This is a genomic window from Streptomyces sp. NPDC031479 (assembly GCF_055581065.1).
In genome coordinates this window covers 73,917-82,518 of record NZ_JBVIKC010000039.1, presented here as the reverse complement: position 1 = coordinate 82,518, position 8,602 = coordinate 73,917, and the positions used below count along the sequence as shown (strand labels likewise).

Below are 8,602 nucleotides of genomic sequence, written 5' to 3'. Positions count from 1 at the left end.
GTCCTGAGCGCTGCGCGCTCAGGAGAGAACCGCCTCGCTGCGCTCGACGGGCTCGGCTTCGCCGAGCCAGGGCCGGCCCTTCGGGCCGGGGGTCCTGCGCTTCGCTCCGGACAAGGTTCGGGGGCCTCGCTTCGCTCGGTCCCCGAACGGGCCGCTCCGCGGCCCTGAGTGACCCCGTTTCACGGGGTCCGGGCCCAGCCCGTTGGGCGGGGCCGCTCCGCTCCCCCACCCAGAGCCCTTCCGGCTGCGCCTCCAGGGTTAGCCCGCTCCGCGGGCCTCAGCAGCAGAGCAGGCGGGAGCCTGGCTCTGGCCGACTGGCATTGGCTCGGACCAGGGCCCACAACCGCACACCCACCATCACGGGGCCGGCCCTTCGGGCCGGAGTCCTGCGCTTCGCTACGAGCCAGGATGACCCGGTTTCACAGAGTCCAGGCACACAGCCCGTTCGGGGCTGCTTGCTCCCAACCCTGGGGAGCAAGCAGCCCCCTTCCCTGCTACGGGTGGTTGCTGATGGTTCCGGCCTGAACGGTGACGGCTCCGCTATCGAGGGAGGCCACACCGCCAATCGCGAAACCGAAGACGGCCACAGCCGTGGCCACGAATGCAGCAACTCGCTTGGACACAGTCATGATTCCTCCATCTAGTCCGACCCCACGGCCGGCTCTTGGCCCGATCATGACATACGCAGCCACGCCCATCACGTCATCAGCCTGGCTACCTTCGCTTCATTTACTATCATGGATAGACTCTGGGATCTTGGTCATCAACCCATGCACGACCCTCGACACCTCGCGTGTTGTCGGCAAACAGTGAAACTGCGCAGTGCTCAGCCAACCTGCACAACCCCAGGTCAGAAGCATGACACCTGCTCAGATTCACTTGTCCAGCTCAACTCATCCTGATGACACCACCTGCGCCGCAACGCACTGTCCCCACACGCCGCACCTCGCCGGCCTGAACAGCCCAAAACCAAGCGCTGCCAGGAGGGACACCAACTGCGGCGTCGCAGACAGCGAAGTCGCCCCTCGATCTACAGCTAAGGCCTGTCCCGCAAACGATCTCCGTCTCAGGGCAGTCGCGGGTAGGCGGGGTGATCGGCGTAGGGTGAGGCGAGGTCGAGCAGGTCGTCGCATGGCCAGGTGTCACCGTCGTACTGGCAGTCATCGCGGTTGTCCCACGGCAGTTCGGGGTCGCCGGTGGCCGGACTGAGTACATGGCGGGAGAGAACGCGTCGCTTGGCTTCGACCTCCCGCAGAACACGAGCCGGGTCGTGCAGCGCGACGTGCAGGGCCATCGTGGGATGGAAGCCGGAGAGTTCTCCTTGGCAGAAGTCGACCGTGTGCCCGTGAGCGGTCCACTCCCCACAGCCGTCACTGTCGCTGCGTCGGGCCAGGTCGGCCTCCTCGTCCAGCCGTGCGTGGAGGAACTCCACAAGGTCTTGGCTCATGAGGTCATCCTGAACGATGCATGAGGCCCGGTCGCCTAATTCCATACTGTGGGCAGGGCCCGGCTGGCAGGCCCGGCAACTGGAATGATCTTGCTGTGGCTGGTGTGATCACGGCGTCCGAGCCGTCCTGGACAGCCCTGTTCTCCGGGCTGAGCCCTCGCGCCTTCGGCAAGTTGGTGACGGTGCTGCGGCGCCAGGGTGCGGACGCGGTCCGCAGGGGCCGGCCGTGGAGCCTTCCGCTGGAGGACCGGGCCCTGCTCGTCGCGGCGTACTGGCGCACGAACCTGACCATGCGCCAGCTCGCCCCGCTGTTCGGGATCTCGAAGTCGGCGGCGGACCGAATCATCGACAACCTCGGGCCGATACTCGCCCTCCAGCCCCGCAAGCGGTTCGCCAAGGGCACCGTGCTCATCGTGATGGTATCGGAGTCTGCCGCGGTCGATCACGCCCGCCTTCAGCCAGCCGCGGATCAGATCCCTGGCGGGGAACTGACCGAGCATGGTCATGAGGTGGTTGTGGTCGATGCGGTCGAATGTCGCCGACAGGTCCGCATCCAGGACTCACAGACGCTTCGGGTTCCTGCCCTTCACCGTCCAGAAGATCGCGGATATTGCGTCCTGGCAGCTGCGGCCGGGCCTGAATCCATAGGACCTCGGCTCGAACCGCGCTTCCCACTCGGGCTCCAGCACGTTCTTCACGCGGGCCTGGAGAACCCGGTCACGGATGACCGGGATGCCGAGCGGTCGCTGTTTCCCGTTGCTCTTGGGGATGAACGACCGATGGATCTCGGCCGCCAAGGCGCCTCTCGCCTTCGGCGTGAGGGCCCGTTCCCCGTCGATGCCAGCGGTCATGCGACCACTGCTCTGCTGCGTCACCCGCTTCACGCTGACCAGCGTGTTGCTGCGGTTCCGCAGCATGAGTTTCTGCAAGTTGCGGACCTTCTTGAGGTCCCCGTCCTGCGCCGCCTTGAAGATCCTCTGCCTCAGCCGCCGTACATTCTCCTCGCAGGTGGCCCAGTCGATACCGTGCCAGTCGAGTAAGTCGCCCTCGGGTCCGTTCACCGCAGGCGAGGGCGTCACGACAGGTGCCGTGATCTCCATGTTCGCCTTCGGTGTCTAACTTGTCCCTCGGTTCCGGCTTCCTTGCAGTGGTGATTTCAAAGGCTCACCTGATCCACGTGGGCGCCCTTTCGGGCCGGGCCACCAGGTCCCGTATCCGGCGAGTTATGCGAGAGCGGGTGAAGGTCCCGATCTCCCGGTTTCCTCTGGCCTTTCGGCCTGCCGGCCTTCGCTTCTTGGATCTTCCTTCTCCCGGCGAGGACTTCAACCTCCCTTGCGGTCGGCCTACCAAGCCAGTGGCTTGGACCCCGTCGGGGTTTCCACGTTCCGCACCAGTAAGACGCGACTGGGGTGGGCGCCCCCTCTACCCCGGAACCAGCGGTGTCCTCCCTCCGGGCTCAGTTACCCGAAGGTCGCTTGGTGCCTCACAGCACCGGGTCCTGTGACCGCCGCCAACACGCCATCGACGCGGTCTTAAAGTCACGAGGCATCATCAAGGGTTCACTTGCGCTTCGCCCGTCCAGCCTTCCCCTCGCCTGTTGCACCCCGATGGCCGGGACGCTCTTGGGCTTGAACACTCCGCTTCACACCCCGCCGTTACCAGCGACGCATGGGAGCGCGGGGACGGGCCTTGGACACTGACCCGAAGTTCAGCCGATCGATACCTCCTTCACGTGGCTGGACTTACTTACCTGGAGCGACTTCGTGTCGCACACTGAGCGCTTCACCTGGCGGGATTCGCCGGCTGGTGCACTCATGCGGACCCATCCGCCGCCACGATCTCTCCTGGTGGCCATCCCGTCGGCGGAGGCTGGGGGTGCGTTGTCGGCCGAGCTCAGTTGGTGTGAGCGGGTCGCGAGTCAGGCAGGGTGTTGGCTGGCCAGAGGCTGTCGGGGAAGGCGGCGTCGTCGGAGTCGGTGTCGGGCATGAGGGTGGTGAGCATCTGCTGGGCCGTCTTGGCGTTGTCGGTGGCGCGGGGCAGCATGACGCTTTCGTAGGCGTCGAGGGCCTGGGCGATGGTGGGGTGGTCGATGACGGCTTGGGCGAGTTCGGCGCCGTCGAGCAGGGCGAGGTTGGCGCCGACGCCGACGGGTGGCATCAGGTGGGCGGCGTCGCCGAGCAGGGTGATGCCGGGGACGCGCTGCCAGGAGTGGTGAACGGGAAGGACGAACATGGGCCGGTTGATGAAACTGCCCTCGTTGTCGCGCAGGATGTCCAGCAGGCTCTCGTGCCAGCCCTGGTACTGGGCGAGGAGGCGCGCGCGTACTGCTTCGGTGTCTGTGAGGTCGAGGCCGGCGTGCCAGTCCTGGGGGCCGCGGAAGTTGACGTAGCCGCGGACGTGGCCGTTGCTGTTGCGCTGCAGCACCAGGCTGCGGCGGCCCGCCTTGGCCGACATGGTGCCGCGACCGACCAGGCGGGCGATGCCGGGGTGACGGTGGTCGACGTCGTCGAAGTGGACTTCCACCAACGTGACACCGGCGTAGGAGGGTTGGGCGTCGGAAAGCGCGGGGCGTACCCGGGACCAGGCGCCATCGGCGCCGATGACCAGGTCGAAGTCTTCGCCGCCCGTGCGGTCGTGGTGATGCAGGCGGGCGGTACCACGGGGTAATGGCGTGACGGCCTTCACGGAGTGACCCCAGCGGACCGTGCCGGGGGCGAGGGAGTCCAGCAGGAGCGCGCGCAGCTGGCCGCGGTCGATCTCGGGCCTGCTCAGATCGCCCACGCCTGCCTGGTCGTGGCGTATCAGGGTCGCGTGGCGGTCGTACAAGCGCCACTCCTGGCTCTCGGGCCGGGAGAGGGCGAGGAACTGGTCGAACAGGCCGGATGCACGCAGGGCTGCCTGGCCGGTGTCTTCGTGGATGTCGAGAGTGCCGCCTTGCGAGCGGGAGTGGGGGTCGGTCTCGCGCTCGAAGACCGTGACCGGCACGCCGTGCTGTTGCAGGATGCGCGCGCAGATGAGGCCGCCGAGGCCGGCGCCGGCGATCGCGATACGAGTGGTGGTGGACATGAGGGTCACGCTCCGTTCAAAGGCTGGGGAGGGTGCTGGTGCCTTGTGGCGACGCCCTGTTCTGGGCATGGCGGATCAGTCGTTCCGGTGTGGGAACGCGTCCCAGGTGACGGCGGCCGGGTGCCGGTCGGCCGTCGCCACTCATAGAAGCACAGCAGCTACAAAAGTACAACCGCTCCGACTTTGCAGTCGATTGCCTTTACGATCGAATCCCCTCAAGGGGGTAAGGTGGCGGAATGACCGGGACAACGGCAGGACGTCGCGAACGCAAGAAGGCCCAGACGAGGCAGGCCTTGACGGATGCTGCTGTGCGGCTGTTCACCGAGCGCGGCTTCGACAACGTCGGCGTACGCGAGGTGGCGGAGGCGGCCGACGTCTCGCTGAGCACGCTCTTCAAGCACTTCCCCAGCAAGGAAGCCCTCGTCTTCGACCTGGACACGGACATGGAGAGCGCCCTCGTCGCCGCCGTTCGCGACCGAGCCCCCGGCCAGCCCGTGCTGCACGCCCTGCGCGACCATATGGTGCGCACCCGAACCGCCGTGCGGACCGACGACCCCACTTTCGTCCTCATCGAATCCACCCCCGCGCTGCGGGACTACGCCCGGCGCATGTGGTTGCGCCACGAGAGCACGCTGGCCGCCGTCCTCGCCGAGGTCACCGGGCTCGCCCCGGAAGACCCCGCCATCGCCGGCCTGGCACGCTTCACGCTGGAAGCCCCCAGCATCGCCCGTGCAGGCGAAGACCCGGCCCGAACCATGCGCGACCTGTTCACCCTGCTGGAACACGGCTGGGCCGCCACCCCCCTGGCGGGACAGGAAGACCACGCCGGTCGGGACGGGTGACCGCGACCTCTCGAAAGGCCGCAACGTTCTCGCGGAGTGAAACACCCGCCAACTCGAGTACTCATCCGCCAAGTGAAACGCTCCTTACCGTGTTGGCGGGTTGATTCCGGTCCTTCGTACGATCGGGAGACCCAGGGGCCTGGGTGTGGCAGACGACGCTCATGCCGTACGTGTGGCTTTGACTGATTGGCCGCCCAGTGCCCCGCGACGACACGGCCACTCATTGGGATGAGCGAACAGAGATCGCTTCGTAAGGACACGTCGGCGTGGTCGTCTGCAGGGTCAGTCAAGCGGACGACGAGGGAGGCTCTGTGCCCGAGCTCTGGGCGGGGACGGATGCCGGCAAGGCCGCGCATCACTGCACGGTGATCGACACGGACGGGACGAAGGTGCTCTCGCGTCGGGTTCCCAACAACAAGCCCGAGCTCCTGGAACTGATAGGCGACGTCCTCTCACTGGCCCAGGACAGCCCGGTGACCTGGGCGGCTGACCTGCATGCCGGCGGGGACGCTCTGCTTATCGCTCTCCTGACCGGCCATGGTCAGCGACTGCTCTACATTCCTGGCCGGACCGTCCATCACGCTTCCCGTGGCTACCGCGGGGACGGCAAGACCGACGCGAAGGATGCCTACGTCATCGCCGACCAGGCACGGATGCGTCGGGACCTGCAGCCGCTGCAGGAATGGGACGAGATCGCGGTGGACCTGAAGATCCTCACCGCCCGCCGCTATGACCTCACCGCCGACCGCACACGCGCCATCAACGGGATGCGAGCACAGCTCCTGGAGTACTTCCCCGCTCTCGAGCGGGCCTTCGACTATGCCGCCTCCAAGGCGGCACTCATTCTGCTGACCGGTTACCAAACACCGGCTGGCCTGCGCCGGGTTGGCCCGAGCCGACTCGCGGCCTGGCTGAAGACCCGCAAAGTCCGTGGCTCCCAGGCCATCGCTGATGCGGCCGTCGCCGCGGCTCAGGCCCAGCACACCGCCGTGACGGGGGAGAGCACAGCCGCCGCCGTGGTGAACACCCTGGCCCGGACAGTCCTGGCACTGGACGAAGAGATCGCCGCCATCGACGCGCGGATCGCGGCCCGATTCCGGGAGCACCGGGACGCGGAGGTAATCATCAGCATGCCTGGCATAGGTCCGTTGCTGGGGGCGGAGTTCATCGCCTGCACCGGCGGTGACATGGACGCCTTCGGCACCGCGGGACGTCTCGCCGGAGTTGCCGGCCTCGCACCCGTCCCACGGGATTCAGGTCGCATCAGCGGCAATATGCGCCGACCCCACCGCTACCACCGCAGACACCTGCGCGTCTTCTACCTCTCCGCCCAGATCGCTGCCCGTTTCTGTCCCACATCGAAGACCTTCTACGACCGTAAACGAGCCGAGGGTAAGAGCCACAAGCAGGCGATTCTCTCAGACCTGACAGATCCCGCCTGTCGCTCCGGCTCCGGCTCCCGCTGCCCATCCCTCCTGGTCCCCGCCGCTCCCCTCAGGTCATGTCACGACCTGATCGGGTCCGCCTTCCGCGAGGCGCGCGGCGCGCACGGCGCGCTCGACCTTCCTCGCTTCGTACGCGCGTTGTTTGCAGCCGGCTGAGCAGTACCGGACTGGCCTGCCAAGGGGCTGGCGTACCAAGGGCTCACGGCACCAGCCGCACTGGTGGTGATCGCCTACGGGCACCGGTGCCACGGGAGCCTGAGCCGGCGGCCGGTCCTTCAACATCGGAAGGCCGAGGCGTTCGGCTTCGAAGGCGCGTTGCCGGTGAGCCCGCTTGCAGTACAGCCGCGATGTGCGGGTGTTCCCTTGATGCACGGGGGCGCCGCACCAACGGCAGGAAGCCCCGCCCGGGTCGGGCCCGAACGCGTCTGCGGACCAGGGCGGTCGAGGGGGGGACCGGGGCGGATAGCTCGTGAGAAACGGGGGCGGGCAGCTGACGGGGAACGGGTAGGAGTGGCTGGGGAGCCGCCGCTGAGGGCGGGGTGGCGGCCATCTCGGCCAGGGCTGCCAGGGCTGCCAGGGCTGCCAGGACCAGCCGGACCGGGTCGCCCAGCACGGTCAGGTCAAACCATTCACCCCGTACGCGCTGCGCGTCGAAACGGCCGTGCAGCGCGGCTTCGTAGTCGCCGACGCTGTCCAGGAGCACGGTCAAGGTCATGGGCTGGCCGGTCTGGAGTTGAGCCACCCGATTGCCGACGTGGGCGGCCCGGCCGATCTTCGTCAGGACCGACCCCTCGGCCGCCAACAGGTACGTGCGCATCATCTAGTTCCTTCCGGTGCAGACGCCGAGGGCCTGTCGGCGCCAACACTCCAGACGCCCGTGGTATCTCGGTCCTACTCCCTCGGGCAGGGTGGCGAGCGGGGAAGGGCGGCGACGGTGTAGGTCCCGGCCGCGAAGCCGCCGAACCGGAGTCAGCCCTGAAGCCGGAGCTCACCACTCCGGCGCCGCAGGGTCCACCGGCGTCGCGGAGGAGTCGGCGGATCCAGGGCCGGGCGCAACACGTCGTACAACGCCGCCAAGGCCTGATTGATCCGGTCTTCGTCTGCGTAGTTCTCGGTGATCGCTGTGAACACCCTGTCCACTGCTGCGGCCACTCCCGCCTCCTGGCGCCTCATCAGTGGCGCGGCGGCCGCCCCCAGACGACCCAAGGGGGCCGCCAGCTTCGCCGCTGACACCGTGCTCGCCTCATCCCACTGATCAACCACTGCGTTCATGGCGTGGACTGCCATCATTGCGGCCGGCAGCCCGTGTCGCGGAGAGCCGAGATAGGCGGCACTCGCCCCGCCCAGCCACCGGGTCAGGAGCGTCCCCCTGGCCCTCCAGCCGGCGTACAGATGCTCATGCATGTTGCCCGCCACCTTCACCGCCAGCACCGACGCCACGAACTCGTTCACCTGTGCCTCAAGCGTGGCCCGGTTCTCTGCCACTTCCTTGCGGGCCTCCTTCCGCTTGTTTCGCCTGTCGGTCTCCCACGCTCCGAGGAACAGGAGGATCACGGCGAGGCCCGCACCCGGCATCGCGCTGAGAATTGCATCGTCCATATGGACACGGACACGGCCGGGCGCCTGTGAGGTTCCGGTTGCGGTCGGGGTGTTTTGCCGGCGATGGTCGAGGCGAGCCCCGACCGCGCTCCGGTGCCGACTCGGTACCCGCGAGCTGGCGAGTGCAGTGGTCAGCCGGTGTGCCTCGGCGTTCCTCCCTCACACGCAGCTGCGTGCCGGGGCATGGGGGCGCGGGCTGGCCC

The 8,602-nt window shown here is 67.6% G+C and carries 5 protein-coding genes and 3 pseudogenes; 3 read left to right on the top strand and 5 right to left on the bottom strand.

The annotated features are described in order from the left end of the window. Positions 1-1,066: 1,066 nt before the first annotated feature. Positions 1,067-1,447: a DUF6221 family protein gene (locus ACZ5D2_RS31520; RefSeq protein ID WP_371674871.1), complete on the bottom strand. Its 381-nt coding sequence runs from the start codon at positions 1,445-1,447 to the stop codon at positions 1,067-1,069. Positions 1,448-1,542: 95 nt separating this feature from the next. Between ACZ5D2_RS31520 and ACZ5D2_RS31515 the strand changes: the two are divergent. After that, positions 1,543-1,863 (top strand): annotated as a pseudogene (locus tag ACZ5D2_RS31515) (helix-turn-helix domain-containing protein); the annotation flags it as partial. Positions 1,864-1,875: 12 nt separating this feature from the next. Here the strand turns inward: ACZ5D2_RS31515 and ACZ5D2_RS31510 are convergent. Both ACZ5D2_RS31510 and ACZ5D2_RS31505 read right to left on the bottom strand, forming a co-directional pair. Continuing rightward, positions 1,876-2,547: pseudogene (locus ACZ5D2_RS31510) on the bottom strand (reverse transcriptase N-terminal domain-containing protein); the annotation flags it as partial. 793 nt (positions 2,548-3,340) lie between these two features. Beyond that, positions 3,341-4,513, bottom strand: coding sequence for an FAD-dependent oxidoreductase (locus ACZ5D2_RS31505; RefSeq protein ID WP_371674872.1), 1,173 nt, complete (start codon positions 4,511-4,513; stop codon positions 3,341-3,343). A 236-nt stretch (positions 4,514-4,749) separates the two neighbouring features. Between ACZ5D2_RS31505 and ACZ5D2_RS31500 the strand changes: the two genes are divergently transcribed. Continuing rightward, on the top strand, positions 4,750-5,355 hold the full coding sequence (locus tag ACZ5D2_RS31500) for a TetR/AcrR family transcriptional regulator (RefSeq protein ID WP_371674873.1): 606 nt from the start codon (positions 4,750-4,752) through the stop codon (positions 5,353-5,355). Positions 5,356-5,666: 311 nt separating this feature from the next. Next, a pseudogene (locus ACZ5D2_RS31495) lies at positions 5,667-6,776 on the top strand (IS110 family RNA-guided transposase); the annotation flags it as partial. 223 nt (positions 6,777-6,999) lie between these two features. Here ACZ5D2_RS31495 and ACZ5D2_RS31490 read toward each other — a convergent pair. Further along, positions 7,000-7,617 carry a GIY-YIG nuclease family protein gene (locus tag ACZ5D2_RS31490; protein WP_468934094.1) on the bottom strand — a complete coding sequence of 206 codons (618 nt, stop codon included), beginning with the start codon at positions 7,615-7,617 and terminating at the stop codon, positions 7,000-7,002. A gap of 152 nt (positions 7,618-7,769) precedes the next feature. Then, positions 7,770-8,399 carry a hypothetical protein gene (locus ACZ5D2_RS31485; protein ID WP_371674875.1) on the bottom strand — a complete coding sequence of 210 codons (630 nt, stop codon included), beginning with the start codon at positions 8,397-8,399 and terminating at the stop codon, positions 7,770-7,772. Between the last annotated feature and the right edge of the window lie 203 nt (positions 8,400-8,602).